A 21,820-nucleotide genomic window follows, 5' to 3' on the forward strand; every position below is an offset into this window, starting at 1 on the left:
GAGGACGGGCGTCGTCGGATTGCCGCTCGGCGTGTCAGGAGGCGGCGATCACCGCTTCGAGGTGCCCGCGGCTCATCGCCCGGTACTCCTCGATCAGTGCGGTCTCGGGGTTCGCCGGGTCACGGTGCGCCCGCGCGAGGACGGCGTGCGACGACTCGGCGAGGACCACCCAGGTCCGCTCGATGCGCTCCCCCGTCGGCACGCCGAACCGCTCGTGCATGATGTGGGCGACGGCGCTCCCCAGTGCCGCCATCCGGTCCTCGGCGTCGCCCGTGCCGGTGTCCGCCGCGTCGCCGAAGCGGATCGCCCGGAAGCCCGGCTCGGTGCGGTACATCTCGGCGGTGACGTCGATGAGCGCGTCGCAGGCGGCCTGCCAGGTCGTCGCCTCGCTGGTGTCGAGGGCGGTGATGAACCGCTCGGCCAGGCGCTGGGTGCTCCGGATCGCGAGTGCCTCGACCACGGCGATGCGGTCCGGGAAGTAGCGGTAGACGGTGCCGATGGACGCCCCCGCCCGCTCGGCCACCATCGCGGTGGTCAGGCGCTCGAACCCGATCTCGTCGATCACCGCGGCCGCGGCGTCGAGGAGGCCGGCGAGGCGCGCCGAACTGCGGGCTTGGACCGGCTCGTTCCTGAGCAGTGATGATCCCCCCGGCAGTGCGTTCGATACCTCGGTGACGAGCACGTGTTCTCCTCTTGCGCCGACAGCGCGACTCATGTGGGTGTGACGGTCACAACTGTCGCAGAGACCGGCTGGAATATCGCTGCGACTCTCCCAGTACACGTGTGAGGTCGTACGTGTGCCAGGTCGGACGTGGAATGATGGGGCGATGCCCGACCCGACGCCCCACGAGCCGTCGTTGGCCGAGCCGATCCTCCACCGGGCGGCCCGCATCGAGGACGCCGTCCAGGAGTTCCGCGAGCACCGGGCGCGCCGCCGGGGGCTGGTGCCGACCGTCATCCCGTACACCGGCTACGGCGCACCCGGGTGGGTCCGCGTCCTCTGCCGGGTGCTCCTCACACGTCGGGGTCTCGCATCCGACGCCTCTTTCTACGGCGTGCGCGGCTGGCGGAGCTTCACGAGCGTCGCGGTCGACGACGCCGAGGTCACGATCACCGCCGGCGGGACCTCGCACGTGGTGCAGTCCGACCGCGGCGGCGTGGTCGACACCATCGTGCCGATCGACCTCGAGCCGGGCTGGCGCACCATCAAGCTGTCCGCCGGGGGCATGCGCGACGTCGAGGCCGACGTCTTCATCGTGCACCCGGACACGCGGTTCGGACTGCTGTCGGACATCGACGACACCGTCATGGTGACCTCGCTCCCCCGCCCGATGCTCGCGGCCTGGAACTCCTTCGTGCTCACGGAGCACGGGCGCCGACCCGTCCCGGGCATGTCGGTGCTGTACGAACGCGTCCTCGCGCAGCACCCCGGCGCCCCGACGGTCTACCTCTCCACCGGCGCCTGGAACGTCGCGCCGACGCTGCAGCGCTTCCTCAGCCGGAACCTCTACCCCTCCGGCACCCTGCTGCTCACCGACTGGGGTCCCACGCACGACCGGTTCTTCCGCAGCGGCCAACTCCACAAGCAGCAGAACCTCGAACGACTCGCCCAGGACTTCCCGCACGTGCAGTGGCTCCTCGTCGGCGACGACGGGCAGCACGACGAGTCCCTCTACGGCGAGTTCGCTCGGGCCCACCCCGAGAACGTCGCGGGCGTCGCCATCCGCCAGCTCTCCACGAGCGAGGCCGTCCTCGCCGGTGGGCGGTCCCGCGCCCAGGAACGCTCGCGCGAGTCCTCGGCCCCCTGGGTCTACGCCCCGGACGGCGCCGGCATGTGGTCCGAGCTGGCACGGGTCGGCATCACCCGCGCCGACCCGGACGACCCGGCCTGAGCCATCCCTCAGCAACCACCCCGGCCTCCCGAGGCGGCGGTGGTTGGATCGGCCCATGAGCCCGGCTGACACACCGACCAACCGCATCGAGGACCACGCGCTGATCGGCGACACCTACACCGCCGCGCTCGTCGGGCGCGACGGCACCGTCGACTGGGCGTGCCTGCCCCGCTTCGACAGCCCGTCGACCTTCGCCTCGATCCTCGGCACCGAGGACCACGGGCACTGGACCCTCCGACCCACGGACCCGGACGCGACCGCGACCCGCCGGTACGACCACGACACGCTCGTGCTCGCGACCGTGTGGACGACGAGCACCGGCGTGGTCGAGGTCACCGAGTTCATGCCGATCGGTGCGCACCGGGCGACGATCGTCCGGCGGGTGCGCGGGCTCCGCGGCAGCGTGGAGCTCCGACAGACGCTGCGCATCCGGTTCGACTACGCCCTCGCACTCCCCTGGGTCCGGCAGATCGGCGGCGACGAGGACCCGGCACTGCTGGCCACGGCGGGACCCGGGTCCGTGATCGTCCGCGGCGTCCGCTTCCGCGCCGATGACCACCGGCACACCGCCACCACCACCGTGCACGACGGCGACGTGCTCGACACCGTCCTCACCTGGTACCCGTCGCACCGCGAGCCGCCGGAGCCCCTCGACGTCGACGAGGCCCTGCACCGCACCGTGCGCTGGTGGCGGGACTGGATGGCCACCGCCCGGACCGAGGGCCGGTACGCCGAGGCGGCCCGCCGGTCGCTCCTCCTGCTCCGTGCGATGACCCACGCCGAGACCGGCGGTGTCGTGGCGGCCGCGACGACCAGCCTGCCCGAGGACCCCGGCGGCGAACGCAACTGGGACTACCGCTACGTCTGGCTCCGCGACGCCTCGCTCGCCCTCGCGTCCCTCATCGCGCACGGGTACCGCGACGAGGCGATGCACTGGCGCGGCTGGCTCCTCCGCGCAATCGCCGGCGACCCCGCCGACGTGCAGATCATGTACGGCATCGCCGGGGAGCGCGAACTCCCCGAACGCGAGCTGCCGAACCTGCCCGGGTACGCGGGCTCCACGCCGGTCCGGATCGGCAACGGCGCCTACACGCAGTACCAGGGGGACGTCTTCGGCGAGGTCCTCGCCGCGCTCCACGACGCCCGCGAGCTCGGCGTCGAGGAGAACGCCGACTCGTGGGCACTCCAGCGCGCCCTGCTCGGGTACGTCGAGGAGCACTGGCAGGAGCCCGACAACGGCATCTGGGAGATGCGCGGGCCCCGTCGACACTTCACGCACTCGCGCGCGATGATCTGGGCGGCGTTCGACCGCGGCGTCGCAGCCGTCGAGGAGTTCGGCCTCGAGGGCCCCGTCGACCGCTGGCGGACCCTCCGCGCCGAGGTGCGCGCCGAGATCGAGGAGCACGGGTGGAACGCCGAGCGCGGCAGCTACCGCCAGCACTACGACACCGACGAGGTCGACGCCAGCCTGCTCGTCCTGCCGCAGATCGGCTACGTGAAGCCCGGTGACCCGCGGATGACCGGGACCGTCGCCGCGATCGAGCAGGACCTCCGGACCGGCGACGACGGCCTCGTGCTCCGGTACCGCACCTCGTCCGGCTTCGACGGGCTCTCCGGCAGCGAGCACCCGTTCCTCGCGTGCTCCTTCTGGCTCGTCGAGCAGTACGCCGCCTCCGGGCGCGTCGAGGACGCCGAGCGGCTGATGGACGTGCTCGTCGGCTACGCGAACGACGTCGGCATGCTCTCCGAGGAGATCGACGTCGCGACCGGCCACCACATCGGGAACACTCCGCAGGCGCTGTCGCACCTCACGCTCGTGTCCGCCGCGGACGCGATCGCGCGGGCGCGCGGCACGGCGGCCGGCCACCGGACGCGGCTCGCCGTGCACGACGGCGGCACCCGGTCGTGGACCGGAGAGGGCGAGCGGGCCGGCACACCCGCCTGACGCGGTGGTCGTGACCGCAGACGGACGGGAGGCACGGTGCCAGCTGGCACCGCGCCTCCCGTCCGTCGTCACCGCCCGATCAGGGCGTCACCGTCACGTCCGTCAGGACGAGGACTCCCAGTCCGCCGGGCCGCGCGACCCCGCGCGGTACTCCTCGAGCGGGACCTCGTCCGCCTTCCAGGCGTCGACGACCGGCTCGACGATCTCCCAGCAGCGCTCGGCCACGTCACCGCGGATCGACAGCAACGGGTCGTCGTGGAAGATCCCGTTGAGGACCTCGCCGTAGGGGGTGAGCTCGCCGTCCGCGAAGGAGGACGACAGGGTGACCTGGCCCATCTCGAACGGGTTGCCGCCGCCGTTGGCCGACACCGTCAGCTCGATCTCGTCGGGGTTGAGCACGATGCGGAGCGTGTCCGTCTTCGGCCGACCGGACAGGCCGGAGGGCAGGCGCGTCACGGGCTTGAAGGTGATCAGCACCTCCTTGCGGCTGTTGCCGAGTGCCTTGCCGGAACGGAGCGTGAACGGCACCCCCTTCCAGCGGGCGGTGTCCACCTCGACCGAGATCTCGGCGAGCGTCTCGGTGCCGCGCGACTTGTCGACGCCGTCCTCGTCCTGGTACGACGGCAGTTCCTTGCCGTCGATGGTGCCGGCCGTGTAGACCGCACGACGCGACGCGATCTTCGGGTCGCCGCCCTTGAGCTCGGTCGAACGGAGCACCCGGGCCAGGGACGAGCGGAACTCGACCGCGTCGATGTCCGCCGGGGCGTCCATCGTCACGATGCCGAGGATCTGCAGAAGGTGCGACTGGATCATGTCGACCATCGCACCGGCCTCGTCGTAGTACTGGGCGCGGTTCTCGAGACCGAGGGTCTCGTCGTAGAAGATGTCGACCTTCTCGATGTTGTCGGCGTTCCAGATCGGCTCGAACAGGCGGTTCGCGAAGCGCAGACCGATGATGTTCAGGACCGTGGTGCGACCGAGGAAGTGGTCGGTGCGGTGCACGCGCTCCTCGGGGACGAGCTTGAGGACCGTCTCGTTGAGGGCCTTCGCGCTGGCGACGTCCGTGCCGAAGGGCTTCTCGAACGCGAGGGTCGTGCCCTCGGGCAGCTCGACCTGCTGGAGCGCCTCGCAGATGTCGGAGGCGATCTGCGGCGGGAGCGCGAAGTAGAGGATCGGCTCGGCGTCGGCGTCGGCCGCGGCGAACAGCGCCTTGAGGTGCTCGGGGTCGGTCGGGTCACCCTGGATGAACTGCGTCGACGCGAGGGTGGCGTCGACCTCCGGGCCCTTCACGTCCTGCGACGCGAAGGACTTCGTGACGACGTCCTTCCACTGCTCCTCGCTGCGGGCGCTGCGGCCCGTGCCGATGAGCTGGACGGGCACCGCTCGACCGCTCTGCAGGAATGTGCCGAGGCCCGGCAGCAGCAGGCGGGAGGCGAGGTCGCCCGTCGCGCCGAAGATGATGAGAGTGCGCTTGTCGGTCACCGGAGGTGACTCCTTTCGCTGTGGTGGGGGTGGTCCGCTTGAGGCCAAGCCGTGGGCGGACCGGTTGATTCCCGGACGAGCAGGTTCGTTGGTGTGCCTGCGTTCCGGAGGTCGTGCTGCGGTTCCGGTGTGGTGCTGGACGCACTTCGGGCGGCACCGGTGTGGTGCCGCCCGAAGTCAGGTGCGCTGGAGGTCCAGGTCAGTGACCGAAGTTGCCGCGGTAGTACTCGTAGACCCAGCCGACGAGGGTGATCGCCACGCAGGCGAGCCCGATCGGGACGATCCACAGCCCGGCTGCGACACCGAGGAAGCAGAGCGCCGTGGCACCCGCGAGCAGGATGGGCCACCACGACCACGGGCTGAAGTGCCCGAGCTCGGCGTCGCCGTCCTCGATGTTGGCGTCGGGGCGGTCCTCGGGGAGGACCCCGCCCTGGGAGGACATGACCTTGCCGAGGTAGAACGCGATGAACGCGGACATGATCCCGGTGAGGCCGATGGCCACCGTGCCGACCCACTCCGGGTGACCGTAGTAGAGCAGCGACCAGATGGTGTACGCGGCGTCCGCGAGGATGAAGAACCCGAAGAGGATCCAGAACAGGTTGGTGTTGGCGCGCATCGCCTTACTTCACCTCGCCCTTCGCGGCGTCGTAGGTCGGAGCGTCGGGGGCGTCCTTGGCCGGACCCACACCGATCGGCACACCCGCTTCGGGGTGGTTGAGGTCGAACGCCGGCGACTCCGAACGGATGCGCGGGATCGACGTGAAGTTGTGCCGCGGCGGCGGGCAGCTGGTCGCCCACTCGAGCGAGCGGCCGTAGCCCCACGGGTCGTTCACGGCGACCTTCGGCGCGTTCCGGGCGGTCACGTAGACATTGAAGATGAACGGGAGGAACGAGATCGCGAGGATCATCGAGCCGATCGTCGACAGCTGGTTCATCCAGGTGAACCCGTCGTTCGGCAGGTAGGTCGCGTAGCGACGCGGCATGCCGATGACGCCCAGCCAGTGCTGGATGAGGAACGTCGTGTGGAAGCCGATGAACAGGAGCCAGAAGTGGATCTTGCCGAGACGCTCGTTGAGCATCTTGCCCGTCCACTTCGGCCACCAGAAGTAGAAGCCGGAGAACATCGCGAACACGACGGTTCCGAAGACCACGTAGTGGAAGTGCGCGACGACGAAGTACGAGTCGGACACGTGGAAGTCGAGCGGCGGCGACGCCAGGATCACACCGGTGAGACCACCGAACGTGAAGGTGATGAGGAAGCCGACGGCCCAGAGCAGTGGCGTCTCGAACGTGACCGAACCGCGCCACATCGTGCCGACCCAGTTGAAGATCTTCACGCCGGTCGGGACCGCGATGAGCATCGTCATGAGCGAGAACCACGGGAGCAGGACGCCACCGGTGACGTACATGTGGTGCGCCCACACCGTGACCGAGAGGGCCGCGATGGCGATGGTCGCGTAGACGAGGGTCTTGTACCCGAAGATCGGCTTGCGGCTGAACACCGGGAAGACCTCGGAGACGATGCCGAAGAACGGCAGCGCGATGATGTACACCTCGGGGTGACCGAAGAACCAGAAGAGGTGCTGCCAGAGCAGGGCTCCGCCGTTCGCCGGGTTGAAGATCTGCGCATTGAACACGCGGTCGAGACCGAGGCCGAACAGCGCGGCGGCGAGGACCGGGAAGGCCATCAGCACGAGCAGCGCGGTCACGAGGGTGTTCCACGTGAAGATCGACATGCGGAACATGGTCAGACCCGGGGCACGCATCGTGATGATCGTGGTGATGAAGTTCACCGCACCGAGGATCGTCGAGAAACCGGTCATGCCGAGGCCGAAGACCCAGAGGGTGCCACCGAGCCCTGGTGTGAACGTCGTGTCACTCAGTGGCGCGTAGGCGAACCACCCGAACGACGCGGCGCCCTGCGGGGTGAGGAAGCCACCGACGGCGATGAGCGAGCCGAACAGGTAGAGCCAGAAGGCGAACCCGTTCAGACGCGGGAAGGCGACGTCCGGCGCACCGATCTGCAGCGGCATGATCGCGTTCGCGAAGCCCGAGAAGAGCGGGGTCGCGAACATCAGCAGCATGATCGTGCCGTGCATCGTGAAGAGCTGGTTGTACTGCTCCTTCGTCGCGACCACGTGCAGGCCGGGCTCGAAGAGCTGGGCACGGATGACGAGCGCCATCACACCCGCGAGCAGGAAGAAGATGAACGAGGCGATCAGGTACATGTACCCGATGGTCTTGTGGTCCGTGGAGGTGATCCACCGGACGATGATGTTGCCCTTCCGGCCGACCTTCGACGCCTGGAAGTCCAGTGTCGTGGTCCCTGCAGCCGGCTGGCCGACGAGTGACGTGGTCATCTGACGGAGCCCCTACTTGTTGTCGCTCGACGCCGTGACGGGCGTCTTGTCGTTGGGTTCGTTCGTGTTGGTGTTGTACTCGTTGCCGAGCAGACCGACCTTGCCCTGCTCCTCGAGCGAGTCGAGGTACTTCTGGTACTCGGCCGGGGTGACGACCTTCACCTGGAAGAGCATGAGCGAGTGGTACTCACCGCACAGCTCCGCGCACTTGCCCTGGTAGGTACCGAGCTTCTGCGGGATGAAGTACTCGTCGTTCGTCTTGCCCGGGAGCATGTCCTTCTTGTAGAGGAAGTCGATGATCCAGAACGAGTGGTCGACGTCGCGGGACGAGAGCTCGATGTGGACCTTCTTGCCCTTGGGCAGGTAGAGGGTCGGGAGCTGCGACTCGTCGACCGCGCCGTTGGCGTTCTCTTCTTCCTGGGCCTGGATGCCCTGGTAGTAGACGCTCTTGGACTTGTCGTCCTCGTTGATGTAGTTGAAGTCCCACGCCCAGCGCTTGCCGTAGACGTGGATCGTCGCGTCGGCGTTCTTGAACGGCTGCTCGATCGCGGCCTGGTCCTTGGCGGTGAAGGCGAAGAAGCCGAGCACGAGGATCAGCGGCACGATCGTGTAGAAGATCTCGAGCGGCATGTTGTAGCGCATCTGCACCGGCAGGCCGGTCTGGCCCTTGCGGCGGCGGTAGACGATCGCTGCCCAGATGATGAGGCCCCACACGATCAGACCGACCGCGAGCAGCACGACCCAGCTGGTGGTCCACAGGCCGACGATGCGGCTCGTGTGGTTGGTGACGTCCTTCGTCTCCTCCGTGCCGGGGAGCCATCCGTTCAGCTGCTGCTGCGTGCAACCAGCCAGTGCGATGACCAGACCGACGGCCACCGGGACGGCCGCCCAACGTATACGGCGATTCGAACGCACTGTTACCTCTCGGAAGAACGTGAAACCGGAGCAGGCCGCGACGTGAAGGTCGCGCATGGCTCGCTCCCAGCTTGGTTGGAACACTCCTAGCTTACTCGCAGCTCGGGACCGCTCGCGCACACGCGACACACCTCGGGCCGCGATCCGCACTCCGTCCGGGTGGGTTTTCCCTGGTCGTGCGGGATGCCACGCCCGGGAACGAACGAGCGGGGAGCGACCGTGTCGGTCACTCCCCGCTCGTGTCGGGTCGACGGAGATCAGTGGAAGCTGTCACCGCACGCGCAGCTGCCCTGCGCGTTGGGGTTGTCGATCGTGAAGCCCTGCTTCTGGATGGTGTCCTCGAAGTCGATCGAGGCGCCGTCGAGGTACGGGACGCTCATCTTGTCGACGACGACCTCGACGCCGTCGCCGAACTCGGCCGTGGCGTCGCCGTCGAGCAGGCGCTCGTCGAAGTAGAGCTGGTAGATCAGGCCGGAGCACCCGCCGGGCTGGACGGCGAGGCGCAGGCGGAGGTCGTCGCGGCCTTCCTGTTCGAGGAGGCTCGCCACCTTCGCCGCGGCCGCGTCGCTGAGCAGGACGCCGTGCGACGGCGCCTCGGTCGTCGGTGCGTGGTCGGTGATGGTGTCGCTCATCCGCGCGTCTCCCTCCGTGCGGTGTCGTTCACCGCGCTTGGACCGATTGTAAGCACCGTCAGCCGCGAGTCGCGAGACGCGCGAGCAGGATCGTCTCCGATGCGATGGCGCGGTGCAGGACGCCGAGGTGCTGCGACTCGTTCGGGCTGTGCGCCCGGGTGTCCGGGTCCTCGACGCCGGTCACGAGGATCTGCGCCTCCGGGAACTGGGCGGCGAGGTCCGAGACGAACGGGATCGAGCCGCCGATGCCCTGCTCGACGGGCGACTCGCCCCAGCCCTCGGCCATCGCGGTCCGCGCTTCCTGGACGGCCCAACCGGCGGTGTCCACGAGGAACCCGTCGCCGGCGTCCGGCTCGCTGATCTCCATCCGGGCGCCGAACGGCACGTGCGCCCGCAGGTGCCGCTCGACCGCGGCGTACGCGTCCGTCGCGGCCTGCCCCGGCGCGACCCGCACCGAGACCCGGGCGGAGACCGTCGGCAGCAGGGTGTTCGACGCGTTCGCGACGCTCGGGACGTCCATGCCCGTCACGGTGATCGACGGCTGGAACCACATCCGCGACAGCACGTCGCCACGGCCGACCGGACGCACCCCCGGGAGCAGTGCCGCATCGGCGGCGAGCTGCTCCTCGGTGCGCTCGGGCACGTCGGCCTCGTACGAGGAGAGGCCCTCGACCGCGACGGCGCCGTCGTCGTCGTGCAGCGAGGCGAGCAAGCGGACCATCGGGATCATGGCGTCCGGCGCCGCTCCCCCGAACATGCCGCTGTGGCTCGCGTGCTCGAGGGTCGTCAGGGTCAGCTTGAAGGTGACGTTGCCGCGCAGGGAGACGGTGATCGACGGGACCTCGGTCGACCAGTTGTCGCTGTCCGCGACGACGATGACGTCGGCGGCGAGGTGCTCCTGCTGCTCGCGGAGGAACGTGCGGAACGACCGCGAGCCGAACTCCTCCTCGCCCTCGATGAACAGGACGACGCCGAGCTCCAGGTCGTCCCCGAACTGCGCGTGCAGCGCCCGGAGCGACGCGATGTGGGTCATCACGCCGGCCTTGTCGTCCGAGGCACCGCGGCCGTACACGCGGTCGCCACGCAGCGTCGGCTCGAAGGGCGGGGTCTCCCAGAGCGCGTCGTCGCCCTGCGGCTGGACGTCGTGGTGGGCGTAGAGCATCACGGTCGGCTTGCCGTTGCGGGCCGGGCGGACCGCCAGGACCGCGGGCTGACCGAGCTCGAGCGGGTCGTCGTCACTGATCGCCGACCGGATGATCTCGACCTGGTCGTCCGCGAAGACGCCGGTGCTCCGGGCCAGGTCCGCCACGGCACGGGCGCTCGCGAGCACGTTCGACTCGTCGAACGCCGACCACGACACCGACGGGATCCGCACCAGGTCGGACAGGTCGGCGATCGTCGAGGGCAGCGAACCCTGCACGTGTTCGCGGAGGGCGTCGAGGAGTGCGGGGTCGGTGGCGGCGGCGTGCTGGTCGGTGTCGGTCATGTCCCGTAATCTAGAGGACGATCCAGCACGCAGACCGCAGTCAGGAACGCATCGTGGCGAAGGCAGCCCCCAAGACCAACACGACCGTCAACCCGTCCGAGGCCGAGCTCCTCGAACAGGGGAAGGGCCGTCCGACGCCGACCCGTCGCGAGCGCGAGGCGGCGAACCGCCGTCCCATCGTCGGCGGCTCCGCCGAGGACAAGAAGGCGGCTCGTGCACGGCTCACGAACGAGCGTGAGAAGGCCCGCGTCGGCATGGCCAACGGCGAGGAGCGCTACCTCCCCGCGAAGGACAAGGGCGAGCAGCGCAAGTTCGTGCGCGACTGGATCGACGCCCGCTGGAACGTCGGCGAGATCATGATGCCGGTGCTCGTGCTGTTCCTCATCGTCGGGTTCGCCGCGTCGCAGACCGTGATCGCGTCGTATTCGCTGCTGCTCGTGTGGGCGTTCGTGGCGCTCTTCGTGCTCGACTGCATCGTGCTCTGGCTGTCGTTCCGCAAGAAGCTGACGGCCAAGTTCGGCTCGATGCAGCGCGGGACGTTCCTCTACATCCTCACGCGGGCGTGGCAGCTGCGCTTCCTGCGCCTGCCGAAGCCGCAGGTCAGGCGCGGGCAGTACCCCACCGTCTGATCGCTCCCCATCGCAGCGCCGTCCGGTCCGCCGGGCGGCGCTGCGTCGTTCCCGGCGCGCGGCGCCGGCCGCCGGCGTCCCCCGTCGTCCCCTCCGGCCCCCGCCGGCCCCGCCGAGCGGGCAGTATCCGTCACACTCGCGGGCGCCGCACGGCACATTCCGCCCGCTCGCCGAACGCGAGCGGCGCGTCGCGCCCACTCGCCGGCCTGCCGACCACCTGCCGGGGCACGCGCCGACCGCCCACCGGACGGGAGGCGCGGTGCGGCCCCGACCCGCGCCTCCCGTCCGTCAGGTGCTCGACGCGGCCATGCGACCCGCCCGGCGCACTTCGGCGAGGTCGCGAGAAGTGCCGCTCCGCGGCGCACGCGGCGGCGCATTGCGCGTCCTCGCCACAGCACACGCGGCGTGTCGTGCGACCTCGACGACGGACACCCGGACCCGACGACGGACACCCGGCCCCGGACGCGCGACCGCGACCGGTCACGACTCGCCGCGTACGACTCGCCGAGCGGGCAGAACGCGCCGCCACGACACGTCGAGCGTGACGTATTTCGCCCGCTCGGCGACGCGCACGCGACGCCAGCGCGCTCGCCCGGCGACGCGCACGCGACGCCAGCGCGCCCGCTCAGCGACGCGCGCACGCGACGTCAGCGCGCCGCGCGCCCCAACCGCCGCCGCCGGAGCCGGTTGATGCGCGTCGCCCAGGTCGGCCCCTCGTAGAGGAACGCCGTGTAGCCCTGCACCAGGGTCGCCCCAGCGTCGATGCGGTCCTGCACGTCCTGCTCGGTCGTGACGCCGCCGACCGCGATCACGCAGAAGTCCGACGGCACCGCGGCCCGGACCCGCCGCAGGACCTCGAGCGACCGAGCCGCGACCGGTGCCCCGGAGAGTCCCCCGGCGCCCATCGCCTCGACGTCCGCCGCCGGCGTGCGGAGTCCCGAGCGGGAGATCGTGGTGTTGTTCGCGATGACACCGGCCAGCCCGAGGGAGACGGCGAGCCCGGCGATCGCGTCGATCTGCTCGTCGGTGAGGTCCGGCGCGATCTTCACCAGCACCGGCACCTTGCCGGCGGCGTCGCGCACGGCGGTGAGCAGCGGTCGGAGCTGGTCGAGCTCCTGCAGACCGCGCAGCCCGGGCGTGTTCGGCGAGCTGACGTTGACCGCGAGGTAGTCCGCGAACGGCGCGAGCCTGCGCGTCGACTCGAGGTAGTCGTCGACGGCGTCCTCGACGGCGACGACCCGGCTCTTGCCGATGTTCACGCCGATGACGGGCCGCCCGGGGTTGCGGCGGGCACGCTCCAACCGACGTGCTGCTGCGGCGGCACCGTGGTTGTTGAAGCCCATGCGGTTGATGAGGGCGCGGTCGGGGATGAGCCGGAAGAGCCGCGGGCGCTCGTTGCCGGGCTGCGGCTTGGCGGTGATGGTGCCGACCTCGACGTGCCCGAACCCGAGGACACCGAGACCGGCGATCCCCCGGGCGTCCTTGTCGAACCCGGCGGCCAGGCCGAAGCGGGACGGGAAGTGGATCCCCATCGTCGTCACGCCGTCGGCGGCGGAGGGCCGCGAGTAGCGCTCGACGAGCCGTCCGACGACGGGCACGTGCGGCAGCCACTTGATCACCGCGAACGCGATGTGGTGCGCGCGCTCGGGGTCCATGTTGGCGAACACCGAGCGGAACACGACGGAGTACCCGCCGCGGACGATCCGTTCCGCGATGCCGCTCACGCGCCGGCCCCGGCCGGGGACGAGCCGGCGACCGGGTCGGCCGCGCCGTGGTGGTCGCGGCGGAGCTGGCCGATGGCGTCCTCGAAGTCCTCGAGCGAGTCGAAGGCCTGGTAGACGCTGGCGAACCGGAGGTAGGCGACCTCGTCGAGTTCGCGGAGCGGCGCGAGGATCGCGAGCCCGATGTCGTTCGCGTCGATCTGGCTCGACCCCGAGGACCGCACGGTCTCCTCGACGCGCTGCGCGAGGATCGCCAGGTCGCCGTCGGTCACCGGGCGTCCCTGGCAGGCCTTGCGCACGCCGGACACGATCTTGTCGCGGCTGAACGGCTCGGTCACCCCGTTGCGCTTCACCACGTTGAGCGAAGCGGTCTCGGTGGTCGAGAAACGGCGGCCGCAGTTCGGGCACTGACGACGGCGACGGATGGAGGTTCCGTCGTCGCTCGTCCGGGAGTCGACGACGCGGGAGTCCGGGTGGCGGCAGAAGGGGCAGAACATGTCGACCCCAGGCTACCGGTTCGTGCGCTCCGTCACGGCGGCGCCGTGCGCGGGGAGCTGCTCCTCGGTCGCGAGGGCGACGATGTGCGGCGCGACCTCGGCGAGGGCCCCGGGCGAGTAGCGGATGACCTGCTGCGGGCGGAGGAACGTCGACGCGGACAGTCCGGAGCCGAAGCGCGCCTGCCCGCCGGTCGGCAGGACGTGGTTCGACCCGGCCAGGTAGTCGCCGAGGCTGACCGGCGTGCTCGGCCCGACGAACACCGCGCCCGCGGCGTCGATGTCGGCGAGGACCGCGTCGTCGTCGACGGTCTGGATCTCGAGGTGCTCCGGCCCGTAGGCATTGCTCACGGTCGCCGCGTCGGCGAGCGAGTCCACGAACACGATCGCGGACTGCGGTCCGTCCAGGGCGACCTGGAGGCGCGACGCGGTCCCGACACGCGCAGCACGTTCCGGGATGGCCGCCTCCACCGCGTCGGCGAACGCCGCCGACGTCGTCACCAGCACGCTGCCGGCCTGCTCGTCGTGCTCGGCCTGGCTGATGAGGTCGGCGGCCACGTACCCGGGGTCCGCGGTGTCGTCGGCGATCACGAGGATCTCCGTCGCGCCGGCCTCGGCGTCGATGCCGACGACACCGCGCACGAGGCGCTTGGCCGCTGCGACGTAGTTGTTGCCGGGACCGGTGACGAGGTCGACGGGCTCGAGGCCGATCGACGGGACGCCGTACGCCAGCGCACCGACGGCTCCGGCGCCGCCCATGGCGTAGACCTCGTCGATGCCGAGCAGGCCGGCCGCCGCGAGGATCGTCGGGTGCACCGCTCCCCCGTGGTCGCGCTGCGGGGGCGACACGAGCGCGATCGACCGCACGCCGGCGACCTGGGCGGGGACGACGTTCATGACGACGCTCGACGGGTACACCGCCTTGCCACCGGGCACGTAGAGGCCCACCCGGCGCATCGGCTGCCAGCGCTGGCGCACCTCGGCGCCGTCGGCCAGGGTGGTCACGGACGCGGCGGGCACCTGCGCCGCACTCGCTGCCCGGACCCGGCGGATGGCCTCGTCGAGCGCTTCCCGGAGCTCGGGCGTGAGGCCGGCGACGGCCGCGGCGATCTCGGCAGCGGGGACCCGCACGTGCTCGGGCGCTCCCCCGTCGAACCGTTCGGCCTGGTCGTGCAGCGCCGACGCCCCGTGCTCGCGGACGGCGTCGACGAGCTCGCGGGCGGCGTCCACCGCGTGCGAGACGTCACCGGCGGCGCGCGGCATGAGTCGGAGGAGTTCGGCACGGGCGGGGAGGCCGCCACGGAGGTCGATTCGCTGCATCATCAGGTGGTCAAGCCTACCGAGCGCGGACGGGAGGTCGGTGGCGGACCGGCACCGCGCCTCCTGGCCCGCGCTGACGGGGCCCGGGGCCCGCGTCGTCAGGCGAGCGCGTCGACGACGGGGCGGTGTCGAGCGGCGGCTGCCGCGTCCCAGGCGCCGAGCAGGTGGAGCGTCGCGATGCGGAACGCGAGCGCGCGGACGAGCAGCTGGTCCCACTCCGCGACGTCGGCACCGAGCGCGTCGAGCTGCGCGACCGGGACGCCGTGCCAGCACACTGCGTCGATCGCGGCGACGGCCGCACCGAACCCGGCGGGTCGCCAGGACGGCGGCCAGTCGATGACGGCGGGGACGACGGGGACGGCGGCATCGGCGGCATCGGCGAAGAGGACGTTGCCGAGCAGGTCGCCGTGGACGAGCTGCGACCGTGCTCGGACGGGCCGGAAGGCCGCGGCGAGGCGGTCGAGCGTGGGGTCGTCCGGCAGGCGCGCTGCTCCCCAGGCCATCCGGTCGGCGCGGCCCCACGGGTCCTCGGGGCGCGGCGCGGACGGGGCGAGGAACGCGGGGCGATCGAGGTGTGCGATCGCTCGGTGGAAGGCGTTCCCGACGCGGATGACGTCGGCGACCCGGGTCTCGTCGGCGCGGCCGGGCAGCCACTCCCAGGCCTCCCACGCGCCGGCGCGCCAGGGTCCGTCGACCGTCCGGACGGGTCGAGGTGTGCGGAACGTCGAGGTGTGCGCCAGCTCGGCGAGGACGCCCGCCCGCCAGTCCGTCACCGTCGCGCCGTCGTGCGGTCGGAGGACGACCTCGCCGGCGCGCCAGGTCAGCCCGCGCCCGCCCGCGAGCCGTTCGAGCCGCTGGTCGCCCACGCCGAAGGCACGCAGGGTGCCGGCGTCCGGACCGCCCGCCACGGTGTTCACGCGGTCCGGAGCACCTTCGACATCGGACGGCCATTCGCGACCTCGTCGACGAGCTTGTCCAGGTACCGGATCTGCCGCATGAGCGGGTCGTCGAGTTCCTCGATCCGGACGCCGCAGATCACGCCGGTGATGAGCGGTGCGTTCGGATGGAGGTGCGCGGCCGCGAAGAAGTCCTCGAATGTGGTCTCGTCGGCGAGGTGCTGCTCGAGCGCGGCGTCGTCGAACCCCGTGAGCCACTCGATCACCGCGTCGAGCTCGGCCTTGGTGTGCCCCTTGCGCTCCACCTTCGCGAGGTAGTGCGGGTACACCGCCGCGAACGGCGTGCCGAAGATGCGGTGCCCGGCCATCGTCAGACCAGGCAGCGCGGCCCGAGCAGGCTCTTCAGCTCGCCGAAGAGGTCGGGCGTCAGGTTCACCGGGAACGGCAGCTCGAACGTGCGGGCGACGTCGTCCTTGATGAGCTTCAACCGGACCTCGGTCTCGCCGCTGTGCCGACCGAGGACGGCGGCGAGTTCGGTCACCGTCGTGGTCGTCGCCTGCCGCTCGGGCAGGCTCAGCGTGAGCGGGCCGGACCCCATGGCGTCGCCGACGTTCGGCTGGAACATGCTCACCGCGTGCAGGGCCTTGCCGTCGTCGCGCACGTTGACACGACCGCGCAGGACCACGATCGAGTCGGCGACGAGCGACGGCCCGAACTCCTGGTAGGTCTTGCCCAGGAACATCACGCCGATCTGGCCGCCGAAGTCCTCGATGTCGACGATGCCGTACGGGTTGCCGCTGGACTTCGCCACCCGGTGCTGCACGCTCGTCAGGAGCCCCGCGACGGTGACCGTCTCGCCCTCGACCGAGTCGTCGGCCGCGATGAGGTCGGCGATGGTGATCGACTGGTGCTTCGCCAGCTCGATCTCGAGCCCGGCGAGCGGGTGGTCGGAGACGTACAGGCCGAGCATGTCCCGTTCGAACGCGAGCTTGTCGCGCTTGGACCACTCCGGACGGTCGGGCACCTGGGACACGACGGCGGCCGACGGCTGTTCCTCGGCGACCTCGGCGAAGAGCGAGTCGAAGTCGAACCCGACGTTGCCGTGGGCCTCGTCGCGCTTGACCTTCACCGCACCTTCGACGGCGCCCTCGTGGATCTCGACGAGCGCCCGCCGGGAATCGCCGAACTCGTCGAACGCACCGGCCTTGATGAGCGACTCGACCGTGCGCTTGTTCGCCGACGAGATGGGGATCTTGCGGAGGAAGTCGTGGAAGGACTCGAACGCGCCCTTCTCGGTGCGGGCCTGGACGATGTCGTCGACGACGTTGAAGCCGACGTTGCGGATCGCGCCCATGCCGAAGCGGATGTCCTCGCCGACGGCGGCGAAGAAGCCGATCGACTCGTTGACGTCCGGCGGCATGACCTTGATGCCCATCCGGCGGCACTCGTTGAGGTACAGCGCGAGCTTGTCGCGGGCGTCGCCGACGCTCGTCAGCAGTGCCGCCATGTACTCGGCCGGGTAGTGCGCCTTGAGGTACGCGGTCCAGAAGGACACCACGCCGTACGCCGCCGAGTGCGCCTTGTTGAACGCGTAGTCGGAGAACGGCAGCAGGATGTCCCAGAGGGTCTTGATGGCAGCGGCCGAGTAGCCGTTGTCCTGCATGCCCTTCTCGAAGCCGGCGTACTGCTTGTCCAGCTCGGACTTCTTCTTCTTGCCCATCGCGCGGCGGAGGATGTCCGCTTGGCCGAGGGAGAACCCGGCGACCTTCTGCGCGATGGCCATGACCTGCTCCTGGTAGATGATCAGGCCGTAGGTCGTGCCGATGATGTCCTGCAGGGGCTCTTCGAGCTCCGGGTGGATCGGCGTGATCGGCTGCTCGCCGTTCTTGCGGAGCGCGTAGTTCGTGTGCGAGTTCGCACCCATGGGGCCCGGACGGTACAGGGCGATGAGCGCGGAGATGTCCTCGAAGTTGTCGGGCTTCATGAGGCGCAGCAGCCCACGCATCGGTCCGCCGTCGAGCTGGAACACACCGAGGGTGTCGCCACGCTGCAGGAGCGCGTACGCCTCGGGGTCCTCGAGCCCCATGTTCTCGAGGTCGAGCTCGATCCCACGGTTCGTCTTGATGTTGTCGAGGGCGTCACTGATGATCGTGAGGTTGCGGAGCCCCAGGAAGTCCATCTTGATCAGGCCGAGCGACTCCGCTGCCGGGTAGTCGAACTGCGTGACGATCTGGCCGTCCTGCTCGCGCTTCATCACGGGGATGATGTCGATCAGCGGGTCGCTCGACATGATGACACCGGCGGCGTGCACGCCCCACTGGCGCTTCAAGCCCTCGAGCCCGAGGGCGGTGTCGAACACCGTCTTCGCCTCGGGATCGGTCTCGACGACCGTGCGGACGTCCACGGCTTCCTTGTAGCGCGGGTGGTCCTTGTCGAAGATCCCGGTGAGCGGGATGTCCTTGCCCATCACGGGCGGCGGCATCGCCTTGGTGAGCTTCTCGCCCATCCCGAACGGGAAGCCCAGCACGCGCGAGGAGTCCTTGAGCGCCTGCTTCGCCTTGATCGTGCCGTACGTGACGATCTGCGCGACACGCGCCGACCCGTACTTCTCGGTGACGTACTTGATCGCCTCACCGCGGCGCCGGTCGTCGAAGTCGACGTCGAAGTCGGGCATCGAGACGCGATCCGGGTTGAGGAAGCGCTCGAAGATCAGGCCGTGCCGGATCGGGTCGAGGTCGGTGATGCGCATCGCGTACGCCACCATCGAGCCGGCACCGGAACCACGGCCGGGACCGACGCGGATGCCGTTGTTCTTCGACCAGTTGATGAAGTCGGCGACCACGAGGAAGTACCCCGGGAAGCCCATCTGGTTGATGATGCCGACCTCGTAGTCGGCGCGTTCCTGGACCTCGCGCGTGATGCCGTCGGGGTACCGGTACTCGAGGCCCTTCGCCACCTCTTTCTCGAACCACGAGTGCTCGGTCTCCCCCTCGGGCACGGGGAACTTCGGCATGTAGTTGGCCGCGGTGTCGAACTCGACGTTGCACCGCTCGGCGATGAGCAGCGTGTTGTCGCAGGCCTCGGGGTTGTCGCGGAAGAGGTGCCGCATCTGCTGCGGGGTCTTCAGGTAGAACTCGTCGGCGTCGAACTTGAAGCGGTTCGGGTCGTTCAGGGTCGAGCCGGACTGCACGCACAGCAGGGCCGCGTGCGACTTGGCGTCGTGCGAGTGCGTGTAGTGCAGGTCGTTCGTGCCGACCAGCGGGATGTCGAGGTCCTTCGCCAGCCGGATCAGGTCGCTCATGATCCGACGTTCGATCTCGAGCCCGTGGTCCATGACCTCGGCGAAGTAGTTCTCCTTGCCGAAGATGTCGCGGTAGTCCGCCGCGGCCTTGACGGCTTCGTCGTACTGGCCGAGCCGCAGCCGGGTCTGGATCTCCCCCGAGGGGCAGCCCGTCGTGGCGATGATGCCCTCGTGGTACTCCTCGAGCAGCTCGATGTCCATGCGGGGCTTGAAGTAGTACCCCTCGATCGACGCCTTGCTCGAGAGCCGGAACAGGTTGTGCATGCCCGTCGTGTTCTCGGCGAACATCGTCATGTGCGTGTACGCGCCGGAGCCGGACACGTCGTCGCCGCCGCCGTCACCCCAGCGCACACGAGTCTTGTCGGTCCGGTGGGTGCGCGGCGTGATGTACGCCTCGGTCCCGATGATCGGCTTGACGCCGCCGGCCTTGGCGGCCTTCCAGAACTCGAACGCACCGAACATGTTGCCGTGGTCGGTCACGGCAACGGCGGGCATGCCCTGCGCGGCGGTCTCGGCCACGAGGTCGCCGAGCCTGGCGGCGCCGTCGAGCATCGAGTACTCACTGTGCACGTGCAGGTGGACGAAGGAGTCGGAATCCGACACGGAACCTCCGGTTCGCGGGAGCTGCTGCGGTCTGGGAACAGCCTAACCGCGACCGGGGACAAACCCGGGCGCGGGCTCCGCCGGACGGGAGGCGCGGTGCGGGCCCGACCCGCGCCTCCCGTCCGTCAGGGCGTCGCGCCACGGGCGGGGCACGCCGCCGAGGGCGCGCAACACGCCGCGCGCGTCCCGCCGAGAGCGCACGAAGTGCCGCTCCGCAGCGCCGAGAGCGACCGATTTCGCGATCTCGGCGGGCTTGGCCGGGCGCGTCGAGGCGGACGGGAGGCGCGGTGCGGGCCCGACCCGCGCCTCCCGTCCGTCAGGGGGTCGCGGCACGCGCGGGGCGCGGCGCCGAGGGCGCGCAACACGCCGCGCGCGTCCAGCCGAGAGCGCACGAAGTGCCGCTCCGCAGCGCCGAGAGCGGCACTTCGTGCGACCTCGGCCGGACGCGCCCGCCGTGCGCGCGAGAGGGAGGGACACGCCGCGCGCGCGGCGCCGAGCGGGCGGGATCGGCCGCCTGGGCGCGCCGAGCGGGACGGAACGTGCCCGCTCGGGGCGCGCGGCCTACGCGGCGCGGATGCGGTCCAGCGCCCGCTGCAGGTCGTCGGGGTACTCCGCCGAGTACGACACCCACGACCCCGTGCGCGGGTGCTCGAACCCGAGCCGGACGGCGTCGAGCCACTGCCGCGTGAGCCCGAGCTCCTCGGCGAGCACCGGGTCGGCCCCGTACATCGTGTCGCCCACGAGCGGGTGCCGGGTCGCCGCCATGTGCACCCGGATCTGGTGCGTCCGACCGGTCTCGAGGTGCACCTCGAGCAGGGTCGCGGAGCGGAACGCCTCGAGGGTCTCGTAGTGCGTCACGCTCGGCTTGCCGTCGGCCGTGACCGCGAACTTCCAGTCGCTCGAGGGGTGTCGACCGATGGGCGCGTCGATCGTGCCGGAGGTCGGGTCGGGGTGGCCCTGCGCGAGCGCGTGGTAGACCTTCTCGACCGTGCGCTCCTTGAACGCGCGCTTGAGGTGCGTGTACGCCAGCTCGGTCTTCGCCACGACCATCAGCCCCGAGGTGCCGACGTCCAGCCGGTGCACGATGCCCGCGCGTTCGGCGGCACCGGAGGTCGCGATCGTGAAGCCGGCCGCGGCGAGGCCACCGGGGACCGTCGGCCCGTCCCAGCCGGGCGAGGGGTGTGCGGCGACGCCGACCGGCTTGTCCACCACGACGATGTCGTCGTCGTCGTGCACGACCGTCATGCCGGGGACCTCGACCGGGATGATCCGGGGGTCTTCCTTCGGCGTCCACTCGACCTGCAGCCAGGAGTCGGCGTGCAACCGGTCGGACTTGTCCACCGTGACCCCGTCGACGGTCACGCCGCCGGCCGAGACGACCTCGGCCGCGAAGGAACGGCTGAACCCGAGGAGCTTCGCGATGGCGGCGTCGACACGCTCACCGGCGAGCCCGTCCGGGACCGGCAGGGAACGGCTCTCGGTCACGTCGCGTCGTGTCCGAGGGTGTCCCGCCCGTCACGCGGCGCGCGCGGGTCCTCGACCAGGGGCCGGGAGGCGCGGTGCTCGTCCGCCGCGGAGGCGTCCGACTGCGCACGCGCCGCGTCCACCGCGCGCTGCTGCTTCGCGGAGAGGGCACGGGTGCCGTCGAGGTTCACCCCGAGGATCACCAGCAGGACGAAGACCACCATGCTGATGCAGATGAACGAGTCGGCGATGTTGTAGATCGCGGGCATCATCCACGGGGTCGAGATGAAGTCCACCACGTGGCCGCGACCGAAGCCGGGCTCGCGGAAGAGCCGGTCGAGCAGGTTGCCGAGCGCCCCACCGAGGAGCATGCCGAGCACGAGTGCCCACCACATCGACCGGATCCGCCGGGCGAACACGATGATCGCGACCACGACGGCCGTCGAGACGATCGAGAACACCCACGTCATGTTCACCGCGAACGAGAACGCGGCACCGGGGTTCCGGACGTAGAGCAGCTGCAGGGCGTTCCCGAGGACCGGGACGACGGTGCCGTACGGCAGGTTGGCGACGACGAGCGCCTTCACGCCCTGGTCGAGCGCCACCACGACGACAGCGGCGAAGGCCAGTGCCGCGATCGCGCGGACACTGACCTTCGCTCGTGATGCTGGTCGCGACAA

At 70.4% G+C, this 21,820-nt stretch carries 18 protein-coding genes; 3 read left to right on the forward strand and 15 right to left on the reverse strand.

What is annotated here, in order from left to right:
- Positions 1-34: 34 nt before the first annotated feature.
- Positions 35-682 carry a TetR/AcrR family transcriptional regulator gene (locus WFH25_RS05565; RefSeq protein ID WP_175496097.1) on the reverse strand — a complete coding sequence of 216 codons (648 nt, stop codon included), beginning with the start codon at positions 680-682 and terminating at the stop codon, positions 35-37.
- Positions 683-827: 145 nt separating this feature from the next.
- On the opposite strand from WFH25_RS05565, the gene WFH25_RS05570 reads away from it, so the two are divergent.
- The gene (locus WFH25_RS05570) at positions 828-1,892 is read left to right on the forward strand and encodes an App1 family protein (protein ID WP_071294809.1); all 1,065 of its coding nucleotides are present in this window, start codon (positions 828-830) and stop codon (positions 1,890-1,892) included.
- 55 nt (positions 1,893-1,947) lie between these two features.
- Positions 1,948-3,837, forward strand: coding sequence for a glycoside hydrolase family 15 protein (locus WFH25_RS05575; RefSeq protein WP_071294808.1), 1,890 nt, complete (start codon positions 1,948-1,950; stop codon positions 3,835-3,837).
- 102 nt (positions 3,838-3,939) lie between these two features.
- Here the strand turns inward: WFH25_RS05575 and WFH25_RS05580 are convergent, their stop codons facing one another.
- From WFH25_RS05580 to WFH25_RS05605, 6 genes are all read right to left on the reverse strand, one after another.
- A complete protein-coding gene (locus WFH25_RS05580; protein ID WP_070418667.1) occupies positions 3,940-5,319 on the reverse strand; it encodes a glucose-6-phosphate dehydrogenase in 1,380 nt (459 codons plus the stop codon).
- A 199-nt stretch (positions 5,320-5,518) separates the two neighbouring features.
- Entirely contained in the window at positions 5,519-5,935 is a 417-nt protein-coding gene (locus WFH25_RS05585) for a cytochrome c oxidase subunit 4 (RefSeq protein ID WP_070418666.1), read from the reverse strand.
- Positions 5,936-5,939: 4 nt separating this feature from the next.
- Entirely contained in the window at positions 5,940-7,679 is a 1,740-nt protein-coding gene (ctaD, locus tag WFH25_RS05590) for an aa3-type cytochrome oxidase subunit I (RefSeq protein WP_229085289.1), read from the reverse strand.
- Between the two features lie 12 nt (positions 7,680-7,691).
- Entirely contained in the window at positions 7,692-8,594 is a 903-nt protein-coding gene (ctaC, locus tag WFH25_RS05595) for an aa3-type cytochrome oxidase subunit II (protein WP_336697170.1), read from the reverse strand.
- 257 nt (positions 8,595-8,851) lie between these two features.
- Positions 8,852-9,226 (reverse strand): HesB/IscA family protein, encoded by a 375-nt coding sequence (locus tag WFH25_RS05600; RefSeq protein ID WP_092387612.1) that lies wholly within the window; start codon positions 9,224-9,226, stop codon positions 8,852-8,854.
- 58 nt (positions 9,227-9,284) lie between these two features.
- Positions 9,285-10,712, reverse strand: coding sequence for a dipeptidase (locus tag WFH25_RS05605; RefSeq protein ID WP_336697062.1), 1,428 nt, complete (start codon positions 10,710-10,712; stop codon positions 9,285-9,287).
- Between the two features lie 53 nt (positions 10,713-10,765).
- Between WFH25_RS05605 and WFH25_RS05610 the strand changes: the two genes are divergently transcribed.
- Positions 10,766-11,341: a DUF3043 domain-containing protein gene (locus tag WFH25_RS05610; protein WP_071294805.1), complete on the forward strand. Its 576-nt coding sequence runs from the start codon at positions 10,766-10,768 to the stop codon at positions 11,339-11,341.
- Positions 11,342-11,988: 647 nt separating this feature from the next.
- Here WFH25_RS05610 and WFH25_RS05615 read toward each other — a convergent pair.
- The 8 genes from WFH25_RS05615 to lspA all read right to left on the reverse strand — a co-directional run bounded on the left by WFH25_RS05615 (position 11,989) and on the right by lspA (position 21,820).
- Complete coding sequence (locus tag WFH25_RS05615; protein WP_308061608.1) at positions 11,989-13,065, reverse strand: quinone-dependent dihydroorotate dehydrogenase; 1,077 nt, start codon at positions 13,063-13,065, stop codon at positions 11,989-11,991.
- On the reverse strand, positions 13,062-13,559 hold the full coding sequence (gene nrdR, locus WFH25_RS05620) for a transcriptional regulator NrdR (protein WP_070418661.1): 498 nt from the start codon (positions 13,557-13,559) through the stop codon (positions 13,062-13,064). The genes WFH25_RS05615 and nrdR overlap by 4 nt, the downstream gene beginning before the upstream one ends.
- Positions 13,560-13,571: 12 nt before the next feature.
- Positions 13,572-14,879 carry a histidinol dehydrogenase gene (hisD, locus tag WFH25_RS05625; RefSeq protein WP_336697063.1) on the reverse strand — a complete coding sequence of 436 codons (1,308 nt, stop codon included), beginning with the start codon at positions 14,877-14,879 and terminating at the stop codon, positions 13,572-13,574.
- 95 nt (positions 14,880-14,974) lie between these two features.
- Positions 14,975-15,793: a hypothetical protein gene (locus WFH25_RS05630; protein ID WP_336697064.1), complete on the reverse strand. Its 819-nt coding sequence runs from the start codon at positions 15,791-15,793 to the stop codon at positions 14,975-14,977.
- Complete coding sequence (locus WFH25_RS05635; protein ID WP_336697065.1) at positions 15,790-16,140, reverse strand: DUF2200 domain-containing protein; 351 nt, start codon at positions 16,138-16,140, stop codon at positions 15,790-15,792. The genes WFH25_RS05630 and WFH25_RS05635 overlap by 4 nt, the downstream gene beginning before the upstream one ends.
- Positions 16,141-16,142: 2 nt before the next feature.
- The gene (dnaE, locus tag WFH25_RS05640; RefSeq protein WP_070419540.1) at positions 16,143-19,625 is read right to left on the reverse strand and encodes a DNA polymerase III subunit alpha; all 3,483 of its coding nucleotides are present in this window, start codon (positions 19,623-19,625) and stop codon (positions 16,143-16,145) included.
- A 612-nt stretch (positions 19,626-20,237) separates the two neighbouring features.
- Complete coding sequence (locus WFH25_RS05645) at positions 20,238-21,161, reverse strand: RluA family pseudouridine synthase (RefSeq protein ID WP_336697066.1); 924 nt, start codon at positions 21,159-21,161, stop codon at positions 20,238-20,240.
- Positions 21,158-21,820 carry a signal peptidase II gene (gene lspA / locus WFH25_RS05650; protein WP_336697067.1) on the reverse strand — a complete coding sequence of 221 codons (663 nt, stop codon included), beginning with the start codon at positions 21,818-21,820 and terminating at the stop codon, positions 21,158-21,160. The genes WFH25_RS05645 and lspA overlap by 4 nt, the downstream gene beginning before the upstream one ends.

Origin of the sequence: Curtobacterium sp. USHLN213 (assembly GCF_037144815.1) — a bacterium.
Classification (GTDB): Bacteria; Actinomycetota; Actinomycetes; order Actinomycetales; family Microbacteriaceae; genus Curtobacterium.